20 protein-coding genes are annotated in these 20,419 nt (G+C 62.1%); 12 read left to right on the top strand and 8 right to left on the bottom strand.

All coding sequences use genetic code 11. The features are described from left to right. Nucleotides 1-20 precede the first annotated feature (20 nt). From hydA to preA, 3 genes are all read left to right on the top strand, one after another. Nucleotides 21-1,460 carry a dihydropyrimidinase gene (gene hydA, locus ACVWYU_RS06005; RefSeq protein WP_248916563.1) on the top strand — a complete coding sequence of 480 codons (1,440 nt, stop codon included), beginning with the start codon at nt 21-23 and terminating at the stop codon, nt 1,458-1,460. Between the two features lie 204 nt (nt 1,461-1,664). Then, the gene (locus tag ACVWYU_RS06010; protein ID WP_457372209.1) at nt 1,665-3,032 is read left to right on the top strand and encodes an NAD(P)-dependent oxidoreductase; all 1,368 of its coding nucleotides are present in this window, start codon (nt 1,665-1,667) and stop codon (nt 3,030-3,032) included. Further along, complete coding sequence (preA, locus tag ACVWYU_RS06015) at nt 3,033-4,307, top strand: NAD-dependent dihydropyrimidine dehydrogenase subunit PreA (RefSeq protein ID WP_457372210.1); 1,275 nt, start codon at nt 3,033-3,035, stop codon at nt 4,305-4,307. It abuts the gene before it with no gap. 155 nt (nt 4,308-4,462) lie between these two features. On the opposite strand, the gene ACVWYU_RS06020 is transcribed toward preA, so the two are convergent. Then, nucleotides 4,463-5,083: a TetR/AcrR family transcriptional regulator gene (locus ACVWYU_RS06020; protein ID WP_090320682.1), complete on the bottom strand. Its 621-nt coding sequence runs from the start codon at nt 5,081-5,083 to the stop codon at nt 4,463-4,465. A 140-nt stretch (nt 5,084-5,223) separates the two neighbouring features. Here ACVWYU_RS06020 and copC point away from each other — a divergent pair, with 140 nt between their 5' ends. The 9 genes from copC (at nt 5,224) to ACVWYU_RS06065 (ending at nt 13,825) form a co-directional block, all read left to right on the top strand. Beyond that, on the top strand, nt 5,224-5,589 hold the full coding sequence (gene copC / locus ACVWYU_RS06025) for a copper homeostasis periplasmic binding protein CopC (RefSeq protein ID WP_457372211.1): 366 nt from the start codon (nt 5,224-5,226) through the stop codon (nt 5,587-5,589). 3 nt (nt 5,590-5,592) lie between these two features. After that, the gene (gene copD / locus ACVWYU_RS06030) at nt 5,593-6,450 is read left to right on the top strand and encodes a copper homeostasis membrane protein CopD (protein ID WP_457372212.1); all 858 of its coding nucleotides are present in this window, start codon (nt 5,593-5,595) and stop codon (nt 6,448-6,450) included. A 235-nt stretch (nt 6,451-6,685) separates the two neighbouring features. Next, nucleotides 6,686-7,981 (top strand): OprD family porin, encoded by a 1,296-nt coding sequence (locus ACVWYU_RS06035; protein WP_457372213.1) that lies wholly within the window; start codon nt 6,686-6,688, stop codon nt 7,979-7,981. Nucleotides 7,982-8,172: 191 nt separating this feature from the next. Continuing rightward, a complete protein-coding gene (locus ACVWYU_RS06040; protein WP_247258003.1) occupies nt 8,173-8,997 on the top strand; it encodes an NAD-dependent epimerase/dehydratase family protein in 825 nt (274 codons plus the stop codon). Between the two features lie 55 nt (nt 8,998-9,052). Then, complete coding sequence (locus ACVWYU_RS06045) at nt 9,053-9,940, top strand: SMP-30/gluconolactonase/LRE family protein (protein ID WP_457372214.1); 888 nt, start codon at nt 9,053-9,055, stop codon at nt 9,938-9,940. 66 nt (nt 9,941-10,006) lie between these two features. Beyond that, entirely contained in the window at nt 10,007-10,990 is a 984-nt protein-coding gene (locus ACVWYU_RS06050) for a TRAP transporter substrate-binding protein (protein WP_090320665.1), read from the top strand. 80 nt (nt 10,991-11,070) lie between these two features. Continuing rightward, entirely contained in the window at nt 11,071-11,598 is a 528-nt protein-coding gene (locus tag ACVWYU_RS06055; RefSeq protein ID WP_090320663.1) for a TRAP transporter small permease, read from the top strand. After that, nucleotides 11,599-12,879 (top strand): TRAP transporter large permease, encoded by a 1,281-nt coding sequence (locus ACVWYU_RS06060; RefSeq protein WP_457372215.1) that lies wholly within the window; start codon nt 11,599-11,601, stop codon nt 12,877-12,879. A gap of 76 nt (nt 12,880-12,955) precedes the next feature. Further along, nucleotides 12,956-13,825, top strand: a complete 870-nt coding sequence (locus tag ACVWYU_RS06065; RefSeq protein WP_457372216.1) for an aldose 1-epimerase — start codon at nt 12,956-12,958, stop codon at nt 13,823-13,825. Here ACVWYU_RS06065 and ACVWYU_RS06070 read toward each other — a convergent pair. From ACVWYU_RS06070 to pqqA, 7 genes are all read right to left on the bottom strand, one after another. After that, entirely contained in the window at nt 13,810-15,549 is a 1,740-nt protein-coding gene (locus tag ACVWYU_RS06070; RefSeq protein ID WP_457372217.1) for a PAS domain-containing hybrid sensor histidine kinase/response regulator, read from the bottom strand. The genes ACVWYU_RS06065 and ACVWYU_RS06070 overlap by 16 nt on opposite strands. Then, nucleotides 15,533-16,696, bottom strand: a complete 1,164-nt coding sequence (ercA, locus tag ACVWYU_RS06075; protein WP_457372218.1) for an alcohol dehydrogenase-like regulatory protein ErcA — start codon at nt 16,694-16,696, stop codon at nt 15,533-15,535. The genes ACVWYU_RS06070 and ercA overlap by 17 nt, the downstream gene beginning before the upstream one ends. 247 nt (nt 16,697-16,943) lie before the next feature. Then, a complete protein-coding gene (gene pqqE, locus ACVWYU_RS06080; protein ID WP_090320648.1) occupies nt 16,944-18,086 on the bottom strand; it encodes a pyrroloquinoline quinone biosynthesis protein PqqE in 1,143 nt (380 codons plus the stop codon). Beyond that, nucleotides 18,064-18,336 (bottom strand): pyrroloquinoline quinone biosynthesis peptide chaperone PqqD, encoded by a 273-nt coding sequence (gene pqqD, locus ACVWYU_RS06085; RefSeq protein ID WP_090320645.1) that lies wholly within the window; start codon nt 18,334-18,336, stop codon nt 18,064-18,066. Before pqqD ends, pqqE begins: the two co-directional genes overlap by 23 nt. Then, the gene (pqqC, locus tag ACVWYU_RS06090) at nt 18,333-19,085 is read right to left on the bottom strand and encodes a pyrroloquinoline-quinone synthase PqqC (RefSeq protein ID WP_457372219.1); all 753 of its coding nucleotides are present in this window, start codon (nt 19,083-19,085) and stop codon (nt 18,333-18,335) included. The genes pqqD and pqqC overlap by 4 nt, the downstream gene beginning before the upstream one ends. Nucleotides 19,086-19,218: 133 nt before the next feature. Then, nucleotides 19,219-20,133 (bottom strand): pyrroloquinoline quinone biosynthesis protein PqqB, encoded by a 915-nt coding sequence (gene pqqB / locus ACVWYU_RS06095; protein ID WP_457372220.1) that lies wholly within the window; start codon nt 20,131-20,133, stop codon nt 19,219-19,221. A gap of 56 nt (nt 20,134-20,189) precedes the next feature. After that, on the bottom strand, nt 20,190-20,261 hold the full coding sequence (pqqA, locus tag ACVWYU_RS06100) for a pyrroloquinoline quinone precursor peptide PqqA (protein ID WP_003253598.1): 72 nt from the start codon (nt 20,259-20,261) through the stop codon (nt 20,190-20,192). Between the last annotated feature and the right edge of the window lie 158 nt (nt 20,262-20,419).

Below are 20,419 nucleotides of genomic sequence, written 5' to 3' on the forward strand. Positions count from 1 at the left end.
ATGCCTGCGAGGAACTCGGAATGTCTCTGTTGATCCGTGGCGCCACTGTTATTACCCATGATGAAAGTTATCGCGCCGATGTGTATTGCGCAGACGGCGTGATCAAGGCCATCGGCGAAGACCTCGAGGCGCCCACAGGTGCCGAAATACTCGACGGCAGCGGCCAGTATTTGATGCCGGGCGGCATCGATCCGCACACCCACATGCAACTGCCGTTCATGGGCACCGTGGCCAGCGAAGATTTTTACAGCGGCACCGCGGCCGGTCTGGCCGGCGGCACCACGTCGATCATCGACTTCGTGATTCCCAATCCCCAGCAGTCGCTGATGGAAGCGTTCCATCAGTGGCGTGGCTGGGCCGAGAAATCAGCTTCCGATTACGGCTTCCACGTCGCCATCACCTGGTGGAGCGAGCAGGTTCGCGAAGAAATGGCCGAGCTGGTGATGCATCACGGGGTCAACAGCTTCAAGCACTTCATGGCCTACAAGAATGCGATCATGGCCGCCGACGACACCCTGGTGGCGAGTTTCGAACGCTGCCTGGAACTCGGCGCGGTGCCCACCGTGCACGCGGAAAACGGTGAGCTGGTCTATCACCTGCAACGCAAGTTGATGGCCCAGGGCATGACCGGGCCGGAGGCGCACCCCTTGTCGCGCCCGTCGCAAGTGGAAGGCGAAGCGGCGAGCCGGGCGATCCGGATCGCCGAAACCCTCGGCACACCGTTGTACCTGGTGCACGTTTCGACCAAGGAAGCCCTCGACGAAATCACCTACGCCCGGGCCAAGGGCCAACCGGTGTACGGCGAAGTGCTGGCCGGGCACCTGTTGCTGGACGACAGCGTCTATCAACACCCGGACTGGCAGACCGCCGCCGGTTACGTGATGAGCCCGCCGTTCCGTCCTGTCGGCCATCAAGAAGCGCTCTGGCATGGCCTGCAAGCCGGCAACCTGCACACCACCGCCACTGATCACTGCTGTTTCTGCGCCGAGCAGAAAGCCGCCGGCAAGGACGATTTCAGCAAGATCCCCAATGGCACCGCCGGCATCGAAGACCGCATGGCCGTGCTTTGGGACGAAGGCGTTAACACCGGGCGGTTATCGATGCAGCACTTCGTCGCGCTGACCTCCACCAACACCGCGAAAATCTTCAACCTCTACCCACGCAAAGGTGCGATCCGCGTCGGTGCCGATGCCGACCTGGTGCTGTGGGACCCACAAGGGACGCGCACGATTTCGGCGAAGACCCACCATCAGCAAGTCGACTTCAACATCTTCGAAGGCAAGACCGTTCGCGGCGTGCCCAGCCACACCATCAGTCAGGGCCGGGTGGTCTGGGCCGACGGCGATCTGCGGGCCGAGCGCGGCGCCGGGCGGTATATCGAACGGCCGGCGTATCCAGCGGTGTTTGACTTGCTGAGCAAGCGCGCTGAGTTGAATCAACCGGTCGCCGTGAAACGCTGACCGCCCCCGTGGCGAGGGAGCTTGCTCCCGCTGGGTGGCGAAGCCGCCCCAAACCCTGCCGCCCCGGTACTCCTGACACTCCGGATCGACTGGGTTTCAGGCCTGCTGCGCAGGCCAGCGGGAGCAAGCTCCCTCGCCACAGGGCAATGCACAAAAACAATGCCCATTTAGAGGCAGCACCTCCATCACCGTGAGGCCAATACCGTGATCAAGACCCTGACCCACCTCCCGCATCCCGTTGAGCATGCGGCCGTCCTCGCCAGTCATTTCACCGATCTGGCGCCCCCGCTCAACGCCCGACAGGCTCACCTCGAAGCCTCGCGCTGTCTGTATTGCTACGACGCGCCGTGCGTGAATGCCTGCCCGAGCGAAATCGATATTCCGTCATTCATCCGCAATATCCATCAGGACAACGTGCAGGGCGCGGCGCAGAAAATCCTCTCGGCCAATATCCTCGGCGGCAGTTGCGCCCGGGTCTGCCCCACCGAGATCCTCTGCCAGCACGCCTGCGTGCGCAACAACGCTCAGGAGTGCGCACCGGTGCTGATCGGCCTGCTGCAGCGCTACGCCGTGGACAACGCGCACTTCAGCGAACACCCCTTCCCCCGCGCCGCCGCCACCGGCAAACGCATCGCCGTGGTCGGTGCCGGGCCGGCCGGTTTGTCCTGCGCCCATCGCAGCGCCATGCACGGCCATGACGTGGTGATTTTCGAAGCCCGGGAAAAGGCCGGCGGTCTCAATGAATACGGGATCGCCAAGTACAAACTGGTGGACGACTACGCGCAGAAGGAACTGGAGTTCCTGCTGCAAATCGGCGGCATCGAGATCCGCCACGGGCAAAAACTCGGCGAGAACCTGAGCCTGACCGAACTGCATCAGCAATTCGATGCGGTGTTCCTCGGCCTGGGCCTGGCGGCGAGCAAGCAATTGGGGTTGGCCCATGAGGACGCGCCAGGCCTGCTGGCCGCCACCGACTACATCCGCGAACTGCGCCAGAGCGATGACCTGAGCCAACTGCCACTGGCCGACCGCTGCATTGTGCTCGGCGCCGGCAATACCGCCATCGACATGGCCGTACAGATGGCACGCCTGGGCGCCCATGACGTCAATCTGGTGTATCGCCGTGGTGCCGAGGACATGGGCGCCACCCATCACGAACAGGACATCGCCAAGGCCAATCAGGTGCGCCTGATGACCTGGGCACAACCCGAAGAGGTCCTGCTCGATGCTCAGGGCCGTGTGCGCGGCATGCGATTCGCGCGCACGCATCTGGTCGAAGGCCGTCTGCAAACCACCGGCGAAACCTTTGAACTGGCCGCCGACGCCATCTTCAAAGCCATCGGCCAGGCCTTCGACAGCAGCGCCCTCGCCGACCCGCTGGCCCGTGAACTCAAGCGCCAGGGGGATCGCATTGAGGTCGATGAACAGCTGCGCACCAGCGTTCCCGGCGTATATGCCGGCGGCGACTGCACCAGCCTCGACCAGGACCTCACCGTGCAGGCGGTGCAGCACGGCAAACGGGCCGCCGAGGCCATCAACGCTCAACTGATGCTCAACGTGGAGGCTGCGTAAATGGCCGATCTCTCGATTGTCTTCGCCGGCATCAAAAGCCCCAACCCGTTCTGGCTGGCCTCCGCGCCGCCCACCGACAAGGCCTACAACGTGGTCCGCGCCTTCGAGGCCGGCTGGGGTGGCGTGGTCTGGAAAACCCTGGGTGAAGACCCGGCGGCGGTCAACGTATCGTCGCGCTACTCGGCGCACTTCGGAGCGAACCGCGAAGTGCTGGGCTTCAACAACATCGAACTGATCACCGATCGCTCCCTGGAGATCAACCTGCGGGAAATCACCCAGGTCAAAAAGGACTGGCCGGACCGCGCGCTCATCGTGTCGTTGATGGTGCCCTGCGTCGAAGAGTCGTGGAAACACATCCTGCCGCTGGTGAAAGCCACCGGTGCCGACGGCATCGAACTGAACTTCGGTTGTCCGCACGGCATGCCGGAACGCGGGATGGGCGCGGCGGTCGGCCAGGTGCCGGAATACGTCGAACAGGTCACCCGCTGGTGCAAGACCTATTGCTCGCTGCCAGTGATCGTCAAGCTGACGCCGAACATCACCGACATCCGAGTCGCGGCCCGTGCGGCGCACCGTGGCGGCGCGGATGCGGTGTCGCTGATCAACACCATCAACTCAATCACCAGCGTCAATCTGGAGCGCATGGTCGCCAACCCCATGGTCGGCAACCAGAGCACCCACGGCGGCTATTGCGGCTCGGCGGTCAAGCCGATTGCCTTGAACATGGTCGCCGAAATCGCCCGCGATCCACAGACCCGTGGCCTGCCCATCAGCGGCATCGGCGGCATTGGCAACTGGCGCGATGCGGCGGAATTCATGGCCCTGGGCAGCGGTTCGGTGCAGGTGTGCACGGCGGCCATGCTGCATGGCTTCCGGATCGTCGAGGAGATGAAGGATGGCTTGTCGCGCTGGATGGACAGTCAGGGTTACGCGAGCATTTCAGAATTCTCCGGGCGCGCGGTGGGCAATACCACGGACTGGAAGTACCTGGACATCAACTATCAGGTGATCGCCAAAATCGACCAGGACGCCTGCATCGGTTGCGGTCGCTGCCACATCGCGTGCGAAGACACCTCGCACCAGGCGGTGGCCAGCCTCAAGCAGGCCGACGGCACGCACAAGTATCAAGTGATCGAGGATGAATGCGTGGGCTGCAACCTGTGCCAGATCACCTGCCCGGTGCAGGACTGCATCGAGATGGTGCCGGTGGAAAACGGCAAGCCGTTTCTGGACTGGAACCATGATCCGAGGAATCCGTATCACGTCAGTCCTTGAGATGGGCCGCGCCTGAAAAGACGCCATCGCGGGCAAGCCCGCTCCCACAGGGTCTCTGGTATTCACAAATTTTGTGTCGACTGAAGATCTACTGTGGGAGCGAACTTGCTCCGGGCGGCGTTCCGACGATGAGGCCACCCGCTTCGCCACAAAACTTACGGCTCCAACCCGATCCCGCGCAAAATCACACTGGTCACGGTCTGTATCGCTCGTTCGAACTGCATGTCCGACAGCGGCTGATGGTCGTTGAGAATGTTCACCTGGTGGTCGAAGTCGGCGTAATGCTGGGTCGAGGCCCAGATCATGTACAGCAGGCTCGAAGGCTCCACCGGCAGGATGCGCTTGTCGTCCACCCACTGGCGGATTTTCGCTTCTTTCATCTTGGCCCAGTCGTACAGGCTCGCATCCAGTGCCACGCCCAGGGTCGGGGCACCGTGGATGATTTCGTTGGCCCAGACTTTCGAACCGTAGGGACGGCTGCGGGAGTGGTTCATCTTGGCGCGGATGTAGCTGCTGAGCACCACGCGCGGGTCATCGAACATCTCGAAGCACAGCGCATCCTGCTTCCAGACTTCCAGCAAGTCGAACAGCACGGCGCTGTACAACTCGGTCTTGGTGCTGAAGTAGTAATGCAGGTTGGAGCGCGGCAGTTGCACCTCGGCGGCGATGTCGGCCATGGCGGTGCTGCCGAAGCCTTTCTCGGCGAAGACCTTCTCGGCCCCCAGCAGAATTTTCTCGACGTTACTGCGACGAATCTCGATCTTGTGATTGCCCATGAGGGCTCCCTGACAACAGCGTTAAACAAGACTAGCATCCGCTCTACCTCGCGGCGACAGGGTAAAACCAAACTTCGTACAACAGGCCTCTGGCGGCTAAACTGACGCCCATTTCGCAACTGACCGACAGGAACCCGACAATGCTGCTCAAAAAAGCCCTCACCGCCGCCGCCCTGCTCGGCTCGCTACTGGCCGCCTCCTCGGTATTTGCCCACGCCCATCTGAAAAGTGAGACACCGGCCGCCAACAGCACCGTGAGCGCACCGACGGAACTGCGCCTGATGTTTTCCGAAGGCGTTGAAGCGGCCTTCACCAAAGTCACGATCAGCAAGGACGGGGCCTCTGTTGCGGTGAAAAACCTGGCCACCGAGGGCAGCGACAAGAAGACCCTGGTGGTCACACCCGCTGCGCCGTTGAGCGCTGGTGCCTATACAGTCGAATGGCATGCCGTGTCGGTCGATACCCATAAAAGCGAAGGCACCTACAGCTTCAAGGTTGGCCAGTAATACATGGCGAGCGCGCTGGTGCTGTGCCGCTTCCTGCATTTCACCGTGGTACTGATGCTGTTCGGAGCCTGGGTTTACAAGCCTTTGTTGCTGGGCCGTGAGACCACACTGGATCGAGCGCTGACGCACATCAGCCGTTGGCTGGCGGGATTGGCGTTGGTCAGCGGCGTCTGTTGGCTGCTGCTGATCACCGCCAGCATGGCCGGTGCCTGGGACGCCGCGTTCGAGCCCTCGACCTTGCGCCTGGTGTTACGCAGCACGTTCTTTGGCCAGGTCTGGAGCTGGCACTTGCTGCTCAACGGCGTGTTGCTGGCATTGCTGCTAAGCCTGCTGCGCAGCCACCTTCCCTCGCGCCTGGCCCTCGGCGCTTCGCTGCTGGCGACCCTCGCGCCGGTCGGCCACGGCGCCATGCTCGACGGCGCCGAAGGCCGATGGCTGATGCTCAATCAACTGGTGCACCTGGCCTGCGTTGGCATCTGGCTCGGCGGCCTGATGCTCTTGGTCATGATCCTGCGCCGTCCTGCCGGGCATGACATCCGGACGCTGTTGCAGCGATTCAGTGGTGTGGGATACGTCGTGGTGGCGGGATTGCTGATCACCGGGCTGATCAACGTACGGGTCCTGACCGGCGCCTTCTGGCCGACGCCGTTGCTGTCCGGGTTTGCCCTGATCCTGTTGATCAAGGTCACCCTGATCACTGCGATGCTCGGTCTGGCGTTGTTCAACCGTCTGCGGATCAAGGACTGCGAACAGCGCCTGTCGGCTTTGCGTAAAAGCGTGATTGCCGAATGGTTGCTGGGCATTGGCGCGGTGGCGGCGGTTTCGCTGCTGGGTACCCTGCCGCCCATGATTGCCGGCTGACAACCCAAACTCCTGTGGGAGCTGGCTTGCCAGCGAAGGCGTCGTCACATTCAACATCACTGTCAACTGACTCACCGCCATCGCGAGCAGGCTCGCTCCCACATAAAATTTCCGCGCCCCACGTCATCGTACAACTTCCGATTGACAACACTGAAACGCCGCGTAAATAATCGCCTCCAATGTTGTACGACAACGTATAACAATTATAAAAACAAAAAAGAACTGGAGCGTTACAGTGAGCAAGCCCGCCCGCAATTCGTCCCCCCGTGCCCCACGTCCACACTTCGCCCGCCGTCATGCCCTGAGCCTGATCGGTTACAGCAGCCTGGCCATCGCCCTGCCCATGACCAGTCATGCCGAAGGTTTCGCCGATGACGCCAAAGCCACGCTGAACCTGCGCAACGCCTACTTCAACCGCAACTACACCAACCCGGCCTACCCCCAGGGCAAGGCCGAGGAATGGACCCAGAACTTCATCCTCGACGCCAAATCCGGCTTCACCCAAGGCACGGTCGGCTTCGGTGTGGACGTGCTGGGAACGTTTTCGCAGAAGCTCGATGGCGGCAAGGGCACCGGCGGTACACAGTTGCTGCCACTGGACCACGACGGTCGCCCGGCCGACAACTTCGGTCGCCTGGGCGTGGCGCTCAAGGGCAAGATCTCGAAGACCGAAGTCAAGGTCGGTGAGTGGATGCCAGTGCTGCCGATCCTGCGCTCGGACGACGGCCGTTCGCTGCCGCAAACCTTCCGTGGTGGTCAGGTCACCTCCACTGAAATCAGCGGCCTGACGCTCTACGGCGGGCAGTTCCGCCAGAACAGCCCGCGTAATGATTCGAGCATGGAAAACATGTTCATGAACGGCAAAGCGGCGTTCACCTCGGACCGTTTCAACTTCGGCGGCGGTGAGTACACCTTCAACGACAAACGCACCCAGGTCGGCGTGTGGTACGCGGAACTCAGCGACATCTATCAACAACAGTACTTCAACCTGAGCCACAGCCAGCCCATTGGCGACTGGACCCTCGGCGCCAACCTCGGCTACTTCATCGGCAAGGAAGACGGCAGCGCCCTGGCCGGCGACCTCGATAACAAAACCGCGTTCGCCCTGCTCTCGGCCAAGTACGGTGGCAACACCTTCTATGTCGGCCTGCAGAAGCTCACGGGCGACGATGTCTGGATGCGCGTCAACGGCACCAGCGGCGGCACCCTGGCCAACGACAGTTACAACTCCAGTTATGACAATGCCAGGGAAAAATCCTGGCAAGTGCGTCATGACTACAACTTCGTGGCCCTGGGCGTGCCGGGCCTGACGATGATGAACCGCTACATCAGTGGCGATAACGTGCATACCGGGGCTATCACCGACGGCAAGGAGTGGGGCCGTGAATCGGAACTGGCCTACACGGTGCAAAGCGGTCCGCTGAAAAACCTCAACGTCAAATGGCGTAACGCGAGCATCCGCAAAAACTTCAGCACCAACGAGTTCGACGAAAACCGGATCTTCATCAGCTATCCGATTTCGTTGTTGTAAGCCGGTTCGGCTGGCACCGCTCTTGTGGCGGGGGAGCTTGCTCCATCACCACAAGAGCGGTGAACCCAACCCTTCGTCAAATTCGACACAAGACGCGTTGACAAGAAACGGAAAGCCTTACGATACTGCCATTAGTCGTACGACAACTTACAACAAATTCAATAACCACCACTGCTTGTCCAGGACTCTCCATGACCACCACACCCCCTGCCCGCGCCCCTTTCAATCGCCTGCTGCTGACCGGTGCCGCCGGTGGCCTGGGCAAGGTCCTGCGCGAAAGCCTGCGCCCCTACGCCAATGTCATTCGCCTGTCGGACATCGCCGACATTGCGCCGGCCATCGATGACCGTGAAGAAGTCGTGCCGTGCGATCTGGCCGACAAGCACGCCGTGCATCAACTGGTCGAAGGCGTGGACGCGATCCTGCACTTCGGCGGCGTGTCCACCGAGCGCTCGTTCGAAGAGATCCTCGGCGCCAATATCTGCGGCGTGTTCCACATCTACGAAGCTGCGCGCCGTCACGGCGTGAAGCGCGTGATCTTCGCCAGTTCCAACCACGTGATCGGCTTCTACAAGCAAGACGAAGTCATCGACGCCCACTCCCCTCGCCGCCCGGACAGTTACTACGGCTTGTCCAAGTCCTACGGCGAAGACATGGCCACTTTCTACTTCGATCGCTATGGCATCGAGACCGTCAGCGTGCGCATTGGCTCCTCGTTCCCGGAACCGCAAAACCGCCGGATGATGAGCACCTGGCTGAGCTTCGGCGACCTGACCCAACTGCTCGAACGGGCGTTGTACACGCCGAATGTCGGCCACACCGTGGTCTATGGCGCGTCCGACAACAAGGACGTCTGGTGGGACAACCGTTACGCCACGGTCCTGGGCTATGCGCCGAACGACAGCTCCGAAGTGTTCCGCGAAAAGGTCGAAGCCCTGCCGATGCCAGCGGCCGATGACCCGACGCGGATCTACCAGGGCGGCGCGTTCTGCGTGGCCGGCCCGTTCGGCGACTGAACCGCCAGTGCTTACTGCGTGATCCCCACAACAAAAACCAAGGGAATGAGTGGCCATGCCAGCTGAATTGATTGTCGATGCGCGCAACGCCGTGGGCGAATGCCCGGTGTGGGTCGGCGCCGAAAACGCCCTGTACTGGGTCGATATCCCGGCCGGTGGCCTGCAACGCTGGAGCGCCGACACCGGCCATGTGTCGGCGTGGAAAACCCCGGAAATGCTCGCGTGCATTGCCCGTCACCCTGACGGCGGCTGGGTCGCCGGCATGGAGAGCGGCTTCTTCCAGCTGCGCCCGCACAACGACGGCAGCCTCGACAGCGAACCCCTGGCGGGCATCGATCACAGCCGCCCCGACATGCGCCTCAACGATGGTCGCTGTGACCGTCAGGGGCGGTTCTGGGCCGGCAGCATGGTGCTCGACATGGGTGCCAACGCCGCCGAGGGCCGGCTGTACCGCTACAGCGCCGGACAACGCGGACCGCTCGACGCCCAACTGAGCGGCTTAATCGTGCCCAACGGCCTGGGCTTCAGCCCGGACGGGCGCACGATGTACCTGTCCGACTCCCATCCCGCCGTCCAGCAGATCTGGGCCTTCGACTACGACATCGACAGCGGCACGCCGAGCAATCGTCGGCTGTTTGTCGACATGAATCACCACGCCGGGCGCCCCGATGGCGCCGCGGTCGATGCCGAGGGTGGCTACTGGATCTGTGCCAACGATGCCGGGCTGATTCACCGCTTTACCCCGGATGGGCGCCTGGACCGTTCCCTCGCCGTACCGGTGAAAAAACCGAGCATGTGTGCCTTCGGTGGCAGCCGCCTGGACACCTTGTTCGTCACCTCGATCCGCCCCGCAGACGACCACGACGAACGGTCACTGGCCGGTGGCGTGTTCGCCCTCAACCCCGGCGTAAAGGGTTTGCCGGAGCCACTTTTCAACGTCTGACCGCAACTGCTCGTGCTGCAACGCTGTGCCTTGAACACAAAAACAATAAAACAGGAGACACCCCCAATGGACTTCAAACGCACCTTGCTCGCCGCTGCACTCCCCTTCACTGCAACCCTCGCCTTCTCCCTCAGCAGCGCCGCCCATGCGCTGGAAATCAAATTCGCCGACATCCACCCCGCCGGCTACCCGACCGTAGTGGCCGAGGAGCAACTGGGTAAAACCCTGGTGGCCGACAGCGACGGCAAACTGACCTTCAAGATGTTTTCCGGCGGTGTGCTCGGCTCGGAAAAGGAAGTGATCGAACAAGCCCAGGTCGGTGCCATCCAGATGGCCCGGGTCAGCCTCGGTATTGTCGGTCCGGTGGTGCCGGACGTGAACGTGTTCAACATGCCGTTCGTGTTCCGCGACCAGGCGCACATGCGCAAGGTGATCGACGGCGAAGTCGGCGACGAGATCCTCGCCAAAATCACCGACTCCGAATTCGGCCTGGTCGCCCTGGCCTGGATGGACGGCGGCACGCGCAACCTCTACACCAAGAAACCGGTGCGCAGCCTGGCAGACCTCAAGGGCATGAAGATCCGCGTGCAAGGCAACCCGATGTTCATCGACACCATCAATGCCATGGGCGGAAACGGCATTGCCATGGACACCGGTGAGATCTTCAGTGCATTGCAGACCGGGGTGATCGACGGCGCGGAAAACAACCCGCCGACCCTGCTTGAACACAACCACTACCAGAACGCCAGGTTCTACAGCCTGACCGGGCACCTGATCCTGCCAGAACCGATCGTGATGTCGAAGATCACCTGGGAAAAACTGACGCCCGAGCAACAGGCACTGGTGAAGAAAACCGCCAAGGCCGCGCAGGCACAGGAACGCATCCTGTGGGACGCCAAATCGGCCAGCAGCGAAGAGAAGCTCAAGGCTGCGGGCGTCGAGTTCATCACCGTCGACAAGAAACCTTTCTATGAGGCCACCGCCTCGATCCGCGAGAAATACGGCGCGCCCTATGCCGACCTGATCAAGCGCATCGAAGCCGTTCAGTAATCCCTCCCTGCATTCAAGAAAGGCCCGGCGCCACTGACAGTGGGTGTCTGTCAGTGCGCGCCCGGTTACGGTGAAACCCGATGAAGAATCTACTGCTGCGCATCAACGACAGGATCTACATGACCTGTATCTGGGTCGCAGGCCTGTCCGTACTGGCCATCGCTCTGATCATTCCCTGGGGCGTGTTCGCCCGCTACGTCCTTGGCACCGGTTCCAGCTGGCCGGAGCCCAGCGCCATATTGCTGATGATGGTGTTCACCTTCATTGGCGCCGCCGCTAGCTATCGTTCCGGCTCGCACATGGCGGTGGCGATGCTCACTGATCGCATGCCACCGAACCTGCGCAAAGCCATGAGCGTGTTTGCCCAATTGCTGATGGCGACCATCAGCCTGTTCATGGCGATCTGGGGGACCAGGCTGTGCCTGTCGACCTGGAACCAGTTCATGAGCGCCCTGCCGACCCTGCGCGTCGGCATCACTTACATGCCGATCCCGATTGGCGGTTTGCTGACGTTGATCTTTGTGCTGGAAAAACTCCTGCTCGGTGACCAGAGCAACCGGCGGGTCGTGCGCTTCGACCTGGTTGAAGAAAACGAAGGGGCTGCCTGAATGGACGCATTGATTCTGCTGGGCAGTTTTATTGCCTTGATCCTGATCGGCATGCCGGTCGCCTACGCCCTGGGGCTTTCGGCCCTGATCGGCGCATGGTGGATCGACATTCCGTTCCAGGCATTGATGATTCAGGTCGCCGGCGGCGTGAACAAATTCTCCCTGCTGGCGATTCCGTTCTTCGTCCTGGCGGGCGCGATCATGGCCGAGGGTGGCATGTCCCGGCGGCTGGTGGCGTTTGCCGGGGTGCTGGTAGGTTTTGTCCGTGGCGGTCTGTCGCTGGTCAACATCATGGCCTCGACCTTCTTCGGCGCGATCTCCGGCTCTTCGGTCGCGGACACCGCCTCGGTCGGCTCGGTGTTGATCCCGGAGATGGAGCGTCGCGGCTATCCACGGGAGTTCGCCACGGCGGTCACCGTCAGCGGCTCGGTGCAAGCACTGTTGACCCCGCCGAGCCACAACTCGGTGCTCTATTCGCTGGCCGCGGGCGGCACCGTGTCGATTGCCTCGCTGTTCATGGCCGGTGTGGTGCCCGGCCTGCTGATGAGCGCGTGCCTGATGGTGCTGTGCCTGATTTTCGCCAAGAAGCGCGACTACCCCAAGGGTGAAGTCATTCCGATGCGCGAAGCACTGAAGATCTGCGTTGAAGCGCTGTGGGGCCTGATGGCCATGGTGATCATTCTCGGCGGGATTCTTTCGGGGATTTTCACCGCCACCGAGTCGGCGGCGATTGCGGTGCTGTGGTCATTCTTCGTGACCATGTTCATCTACCGCGACTACAAGTGGAGCGAACTGCCGAAACTGATGCACCGCACGGTGCGGACGATTTCGATCGTGATGATCCTGATCGGCTTCGCCGCCAGCTTCGGCTACATCATGACGCTGATGCAGATCCCGGCGAAGATCACCACGATGTTCCTCACGCTCTCGGACAACCGTTACGTGATCCTGATGTGCATCAACGTCATGCTGCTGTTGCTCGGCACCGTGATGGACATGGCGCCGCTGATCCTGATCCTCACGCCGATCCTGATGCCGGTGATTGTGGGCATTGGCGTGGACCCGGTGCAGTTCGGCATGATCATGCTGGTCAACCTGGGCATCGGCTTGATCACGCCGCCCGTGGGCGCGGTACTCTTTGTGGGGTCGGCCGTGGGCAAGGTCAGTATCGAATCAACCGTCAAAGCCCTGTTGCCGTTCTACGGCGTGCTGTTCCTGGTGCTGATCGCCGTAACGTACATTCCCGCGCTGTCACTGTGGTTGCCGCATCTGGTGTTGTAACCAGGACTCGCAAACGCATTGTGGCGAGGGAGTTTGCTCCCTCGCCACATCAGCTCATCAACCTGCAGAGAAGGCCATGACGTTAGCAACCCTCGAACTCGAAGACGAATTCACCCGCCTCACCCTCGCCCCTGAACTGGGCGGGAGCATCGTCAACTGGACCGTGCGCGATACAGGCCAGCCCTTGCTGCGCCATGCCGACGCCCACGCTCTGAACACCGGTCTGCCCGGCAAACTCGGCTGCTTTCCGTTGGTGCCGTGGTCAAACCGCATCGCCGAGGGCGGTTTCGATTGCCCGGATGGCTGGCAGTCGCTGACACCCAACAGCCTCACCGATCCCCTGCCGATTCATGGCAGCGCCTGGCAGCAGCCGTGGCAAGTCATCGTTCACACGCCCAATGAAGCGGTCTTGCAACTCGACAGCAGCACACCCTTCGCCTATCGCGCGCGCCAGCGTTTCCATTTGGGCGAAGGCAAGCTGAGCATCGAACTGAGCGTCACCCACCTGGCCGAACGCGCGGCCTGGCATGGCCTGGGGTTACACCCGTACTTGCCGCGAACCGTGAAGACCCGATTGCAGGCGCCAGCTCGCCAGGTGTGGTTTTGCGACGCGACAAAACTGCCGACACAGCTTGGCGAACTGCCGGCCGAATGGGATTTCCAGCAGCCCAGGGCGTTGCCGGAAACCCTGGTCGACAACGGCTTCTGCGAATGGGACGGCCGTTGCCTGATTCAGCAACCGGACCTGGGCTATGAACTGCAATGCCAGGCCAGCGGCAGCGATTACTACCTGCTCTACTGCCCCGTGGGCCTGGATTTTTTCTGTATCGAACCGGTCAGCCACCCGGTCAACGCTCACCATTTGCCCGGTCGACCGGGCCTGCGTTTACTCGAACAGGGACAATCCACCGAACTTGGTTTCACCCTGCACTATCGAACGCTCTGACCCAGCAGTTGACTCAACACCGCACGCAGCTTGCCGGGCTTCACCGGTTTGTTGAGCAGCGGTGCGTCCAGGCGTTGCAACGCACGCCGACACTGATCGGTGCGGTCGGCCGTGATGATCACGGCGGGGATGGTTTGATGAAAATGTTCGCGCAGATGCCGGACCACATCACAACCGACCACCGCATGATCGAGGTGATAGTCCGCCAGGATCAGTTCCGGTGCCTGCCCGCGCAAGGCCGAGAGGGCCGAGGCTTCGTCGGTGGCGGTGACCACATCGCAGCCCCACTGCCCGAGCAACGCGCTCATGCTTTGCAGAATGCTCACTTCATTGTCCAGCACCAGCAAACGCCGTCCCGGCAGCGGATTGCCTGTCCCGGGCTGTGGCGCGGCCAGGCTGACAGGCAACGGCATCTCGGCGCAGATCGGCACATCGATGCTGAACATCGAGCCGCGCCCCGGCAGCGAATGCACGCCGATTTTGTAGCCGAGGATCTTGGCGATGCGCTCGACGATGGCCAGCCCCAGACCCACCCCCTTGCGGTCGGCGGCGCGTCCGACGTCCAACTGGTTGAACTCGAGGAAAATCGAATCGAGCCGATCCGCGGCGATACCGCGCCCGGTGTCCCAGACCTCCAGGCGCAACATCTCACCCCGGCGCCTGGCCCCCAGCAGGATGCTGCCTTCATCGGTATAGCGGCAGGCGTTGCTGAGGAAGTTGCGCAGGATCCGCGTCATCAGGCGCAAGTCGGTGCTGATCGCGTAATGGCCCATGTGCACGCGCAGATTCAATCCCGCCGCCTCGGCGACCGACTGAAATTCCGACACCAGCGGCCCGAGCAATTCGTCGAGGCGGTAGACGGCGACGTCGGGCTTGACCGCCGCCTGATCGAGCCGGGAAATGTCGAGCAAATCCGTCAGCAGGTCTTCGGCGCCTTCCAGTGCCTGGTGCGTGCGTTCGACCAGCACCTGCTCGACGGCCGGCAGCTTGCGCTCGCGCAGGGTCGAGATCAGCAAGCGCGCGGCGTTCAACGGTTGCAGCAAGTCATGACTGGCGGCGGCGAGGTATTTGTCCTTGCTGCGATTGGCCGCCTCGGCGGCATCACGGGCATCGCGCAAGGCCTGGGCGATCTGCTGACGCTGGGTGATCTGCTGCTGCAGGTTGCGGTTGGCTTCCAGCAGTTCATCGGTGCGCGTGGTGACCCGTTGTTCCAGTTCGTCATTGAGTTGTTGCAGGCGCTGCTGGGCCAGTTTGCGCTCGGTGATGTCGGCGACAAAACCTTCCACCAGCCCTTCCTGATCGGGCTTGAGCAGCAGGTTCATGAGCACATCGAGATGGCTGCCGTCCTTGCGCCTCAAGCGGGTTTCGTAACCGTGCAGGCTGCGTTGTTGCCTGAGGATTTCACCGATGGTTTCCAGCTCCGACACGCCGCCGGCAAACAGGTGGCTGGCCAGATCGGTCAGGGAAAACAGCACCTCCTGGGGGTCCTCATAACCGAGCATGTGCGCCAGTGCCGGGTTGGCCGCGCGCATGCCGTCTTGCAGGCTGGCCTGGAAAATCCCGTGGACTGCGTTTTCGAACAACCATTTGTAGCGGTTGCGCTCGGCCTCCAGCTCGTCCAGCCGTGCGGCCAGCTCCGGGTAATGGCTCTTGCGCGCCGAATGGTTGCCTAACCCCAGCAGCCCGGCCAGCGCCCGTTGTTGCTCGTCAGAGGGCTTCGCCATACACGACCTCGACATCACGCTGACTGGATTCGCGCGGGTTGGTCAGGATGCACGGGTCGTCCATCGCGTGTTGCGACAGGAACGGAATGTCCGCGGTGCTGACCCCATGCAAACCGAGGGTTTCGTGGAAACCGATGGCGTGTTTCAGCGCGATCAGGTGCTCCACCAGCCGCCCACAGATCTGCCGGTGGTTGAGGCCACGGCAGTCGATGCCAAAGGTCTCGGCAATCACCTTGAAACGGTCCGGCGCCGAGCTGTAGTTGAAGGCGACCACGTGCTCCACCAGCACCGCGTTGCACAAGCCGTGGGGCAGATCGAGAAAACCGCCCAGGCTGTGGGACATGGCATGCACCGCGCCCAGGATCGCATTGGAAAACGCCAGCCCGGCCTGCATGCTGCCCAGCATGATTTTCTCGCGCAGCGCGATGTCCGTCGGGTTGGCGATCATTTGCACCAGGTTACCATTGATCAGGCGCATGGCCTCCAGCGCATGGGGGTCGGTCAAGGGCCCGTGCCCGGTGGACACGAAGGCTTCGATGGCATGCACCAGCGCGTCGATGCCGGTACAGGCCGACAGGAACGGGTCCATGCTCAGGGTGGTTTCCGGGTCGATCAGCGAAACGTCCGGCACCACGGCCTTGCTGACGATGGAGAACTTCATGCGCTCCTGTTGATTGGAAATGATCACGAATTGCGAAACGTCCGCCGAGGTGCCGGCGGTGGTCGGAATCAGGATCAGCGGCGGGCTGGGCACGCGGATCATGTCCACGCCCTCGAACTCGAGAATGCTGCGACCGTGGGCGACGACAATGCCGATGCCCTTGCCACAGTCCATCGGGCTGCCACCGCCGACGGCAACGATCACATCACAGTGGTTTTCCCGGTACAGCTCGGCACCGAGCATCACTTCTTCGACGCGCGGGTTGGGCGATACGCTGCTGTACAGGCAGTATTCGATGCCCAGGGCTTGCAGGCTGGCCTCCACATCGGCCACCCAACCGGCGGCAATCACCCCGGGGTCGCTGACCACCAGGACCTTGCGCGCGCCAAAGGTCTTGGCGTAGTTGCCGACGTTGTGCCGGCAACCGGCACCGAAGATGATTTCAGGCGAAACGAATTTACGCAGCTGGCTGAGACTCTGGCTCATTGGAAAGCCTGTTTTTATTGTTTTGGAAGGTAGCGATCACACTAAAGCATCCGGCTGCGAATGCAATCAGACCAATGGCTGGGTTCACTACAGATCCTGAAGGGGATTCGGTGTGTACCTGGATTGTCGCGTCAACCAATGCCCCCTGTAGGAGCGAGCCTGCTCGCGATGGAGTGTCAGTCGCCGCGCCTTTTACTGATACACCATCGCGAGCAGGCTCGCTCCTACAGGGGATGTGTGTGTTCAATCAGCCACGGTAGATCAGCCTCGACGCTTTTTCGTTGCGCAACGTCAGGTGTTCCATGCCCAGCCCCGGCGCTTCTGCTTCTTCACGAGCCTTGAGGATGACCCCGTGATGGGGCGACTTGCTGCACACCGGGTCGGCATTGGCGGCGTCGCCGGTGAGCATGAAGGCCTGACAACGACAGCCGCCCAGGTCCTTGTGCTTTTCATCGCAGGAGCGGCATGGCTCCTTCATCCAGTCATCGCCGCGAAAACGGTTGAAGCCGAACGAGTGGTTCCAGATGTGCTCGATGCTGTGTTCGCGCACGTTGGGAAACGGCACCGGCAATTGCCGGGCGCTGTGACAAGGCAAGGCCGTGCCGTCCGGGGTGATGTCGAGAAACAGGTTGGCCCAGCCGTTCATGCAGGTCTTGGGCCGTTCTTCGTAATAGTCCGGGGTGACGAAGATCAGTTTGCACGGGTGCCCCTGGGCCTCAAGACGTTCGCGATACTCGTTGGTAATACGCTCGGCTCGCTGCAATTGCGCGCGCGTCGGCAACAGCCCGACGCGGTTGAGCTCGGCCCAGCCATAGAACTGGCACGTGGCCAATTCGACGAAATCCGCTTCCAGCTCCAGGCACAGGTCGATGATTTGCTCGATGCGGTCGATGTTGTGCCGATGGGTGACGAAGTTCAGCACCATCGGATAGCCCTGGGCTTTTACCGCCCGGGCCATGGCCAGTTTCTGCGCGAAGGCCTTGCGCGAACCGGCGAGCAGGTTGTTCACCGCTTCGTCGGCGGCCTGGAAGCTGATCTGGATGTGATCGAGCCCGGCGACCTTGAAGTCGCGCACTTTCTGCTCGGTCAGGCCAATGCCCGAGGTGATCAGGTTGGTGTAGTACCCCATGTCCCGGGCGGCCTTGATCAGCTCGGCCAGGTCCTGGCGAACCAGGGGCTCGCCACCGGAAAAACCCAATTGCGCGGCGCCCATCTCACGCGCCTCGCGGAACACCCGAATCCATTCGTCGGTGCTCAACTCTTCGCCCTGCCCGGCAAAATCCAGTGGATTGGAGCAATAGGGGCATTGCAAGGGACAGCGATACGTCAGCTCCGCCAGCAGCCACAGCGGCGGCCCCGGCAGCGCGTCACTCGATCCAGAATTGCGCATGGGCCACCTCCAGAAACGCCAACACATCCTCATCGATCCCCGGCACACCGGGGAAACTCTCGGTCAAGTGATCAATGATCGCCGCCACGCTGCGCTGGCCGTCCACCCGTTCAAGGATGAGCCCGGCACTGGCGTTGAGCTTGATCATGCCTTCGGGGTACAGCAGCACGTGACAGCCTTGGCGGGGCTCCCATTGCAGGCGAAAACCCCGGCGCAGGGCCAGTGCCTGGTCGCGACCGATCGGGCTCACAGGGCAATCCCCCGGTGCCAGACGTTGTCGCGGGTCACCGTGTGGTACGGCGGGCGTTCCAGTTCATAGGCCATGCTCATGGCATCGAGCATGCTCCACAGCACATCGAGCTTGAACTGCAGGATGTCCAGCATGCGCCGCTGCGCCTCGGCGGTGGTGTAATACGCCAGGGTGATGCGCAACCCGTGCTCGACATCGCGTCGGGCCTGACTCAGGCGGGTACGGAAATAGTCGTAGCCGGCGACGTCGATCCAAGGGTAATGCGTGGGCCAGGCGTCGAGCCGCGATTGATGGATCTGTGGTGCGAACAGTTCGGTCAGCGAGCTGCTCGCCGCCTCTTGCCAGCAGGCACGGCGGGCGAAATTGACGTAGGCGTCCACGGCAAATCGCACCCCGGGCAACACCAGCTCCTGGGACAGAATCCGCTCACGCTCAAGCCCCACGGCCTCGCCCAGGCGCAACCAGGCTTCGATGCCGCCCTCGCCGCCGGGTGCGCCGTCATGATCGAGAATCCGTTGCAGCCATTCCCGACGCACCTCGCGGTCCGGGCAGTTGGCCAGAATTGCCGCGTCCTTCAACGGGATGTTCACCTGGTAGTAAAAGCGATTGGCGACCCAACCCTGAATCTGCTCGCGACTGGCACGCCCGGCGTACATGGCTTGGTGGAATGGGTGGTGGATGTGGTAGTAGGCGCCCTTGGCACGCAGGGCGGTTTCGAATTCGGTGGGGGTCATGGGGGTGTCGGTCATTGGGGGTCTCCGGATTTGGCGGTGTCTGGACTGACGCCTTCGCGGGCAAGCCCGCTCCCACAGGGTTCTGCGGTGTAAACAAAACCTGTGTGCGAGCTTGCTCCGGGCGGCGCTCCGACGAAGGGGCCGTCGGCTACAGCTCGATACTCATGCCGTCATACGCCACTTCGATGCCCCGCCTTTCCAGCAGCGCCCGTTCGGCCGAGTCTTCATCGAGGATCGGATTGGTGTTGTTAATGTGGATCAGCACCTTGCGCTGACGGGGGAAACCTTCCAGCACTTCGAGCATGCCGCCGGGCCCGCTTTGCGGCAGATGCCCCATCTCGCTGCCCAGGCTCTGGCCGACTTCACACACGCGCATTTCATCGTCGCGCCACAGGGTGCCGTCGAGCAGCAGGCAATCGGCGCGTTGCATCCAGCCCAATACTTCGTCATCGATTTGCCCCAGGCCTGGCGCGTAGAACAGCGACGCGCCACTGCGCAGGTCTTCAATGAACAGGCCAATGGTGTCGCCTGGCTGCGGGTTGCCGCGATTGGGCGAATACGGCGGTGCGTTGCTCACCAGGGGAATCGCCCGAAACTGCAAATGCCCGCAGGCCTTGATGCTGAAGGGCTGGCGATCCAGACCCAGTGGTTGCCAGTGCAACCCGCCGTTCCAGTGCGCAAGCATGTTGAACAACGGGAAGCCCGTGCTCAGGTCCTGATGGACCCGTTCGGTGCACCAGACGTCATGCGGGCAGCCCTCACGCAGGCTCAGCAGGCCGGTGCAGTGGTCGATCTGGCTGTCCATCAGCACCACGCCCGCGACGGCAGTGTCGCGCAGGCGACGGGCCGGTTGCAGCGGCGCAAAACTCTCGAGTTGCGCACGGATGTCCGGTGAAGCATTGCACAGCACCCACGCCACGCCGTCGTCGCTCAGGGCAATCGACGACTGGGTGCGCCGTTGCGCGCGCAGGCTGCCATTGCGCAGGCCGGCGCATTGCCGGCAGTTGCAGTTCCATTGCGGAAAACCACCGCCGGCGGCGGAACCGAGAACGCGGATGTGCATGGGCAATGCTCCCAAAAGGCAGGCCCGGCCAACACCCTGGCTGGCCGGGTGAACCATCAACGGTTGGCGAAATACATCGTCACTTCGAAGCCAATGCGCAGGTCGGTAAACGCGGGTTTAGTCCACATGGGTCAATCCTCTTGTTGTGCCGGGCGATTCCGGTAGAACCATTAATGCACGGGGCGCCGGGGGGTCGAATGCTACTTTCGAAGGAGGTGGCAGGGTGCGTTGGTAGGGGGTGCATGATCGTCATGCACGCACAAACGTTGTAGGAGCGAGCCCGCTC

This window comes from Pseudomonas sp. TE12234, from assembly GCF_054061835.1.